Origin of the sequence: Streptomyces sp. CA2R106 (assembly GCF_037034245.1) — a bacterium.
Lineage (GTDB): Bacteria > Actinomycetota > Actinomycetes > Streptomycetales > Streptomycetaceae > Actinacidiphila.
The window spans coordinates 1-879 of sequence record NZ_JBAGKC010000141.1; the positions used below are offsets into that span (position 1 = coordinate 1).

Below are 879 nucleotides of genomic sequence, written 5' to 3' on the forward strand. Positions count from 1 at the left end.
ATAGCCACGCCCTGGGTCCAGACCACCAACCGCGCATTGTCCGTCTCGGGATCGGCCAGCCACTCCTGCACCCAACCCAACACCGTCACAGCAGCCAACTGAGCCACCTCCGGTACCGGAACCCCCAACGGGGCAGCCGGCACTGGCGCCACCACCACCGGAGCCACCTCGGCCCCGCCCGACTCACCATGCCGCACCCACTGCACCGCAGCGGTGTCAGGGGTCTGCGGGGCAGGCAGCGGAACCCAGTCCACCGTGAACAGCGACTGCCGCACCTGCCGACCAGTACCGGTGAGCTGACCGGCCGAAGCCTCACGCAGGGCCAACGACCGGACCTGCAAGACCGGTTCACCCGCACCGTCAAAAGCCGTGACCGAGACCCCACCAGGCCCGGAAGCGAACGCCACTCGCAGCCGGCGGGCATCGCTTGCCAGCAGCCGCACGCCCGACCACGCGAACGGCAACTCCGTCCCGCCATTGCCGTTGCCGGCGCCGGCGGCCAGGAGACCGTGCAGGGCAGCGTCGAGGAGGGCAGGATGCAGGCCGAACCCAGCCGCATCGGAGTCGATGACCTGGGGCAGCTCCACCTCGGCGTAGACGGTGCCCCCGGCCTGCCACACCTGCCGCAGCCCCTGGAACGCCGGACCGTAACCGTAACCGCGCCGAGCCAACCTGTCGTAGGCGTCGTCGACCGGAACCGCCACCGCACCCGCCGGAGGCCAGACACCCAGCGGGGCGGGGACCGGCTCGCTGCCGACCGGAGCCAACTCGCCCACCGCGTTCCGCACCCATTCGCCCTCCCCCTCGCGAGAGGAGACCGTCACCGTTCGCCGGCCGCTGCCGCCATCGCTGTCGCCGACGTGGACCTGGACCTGCACT

The 879-nt window shown here is 71.4% G+C and carries 1 protein-coding gene; it reads right to left on the reverse strand.

All coding sequences use genetic code 11. From position 1 onward, the window contains the following. Positions 1-879 (reverse strand): polyketide synthase dehydratase domain-containing protein (locus tag WA788_RS35410; protein ID WP_335984593.1); only part of this gene is annotated, 879 nt, incomplete at both ends.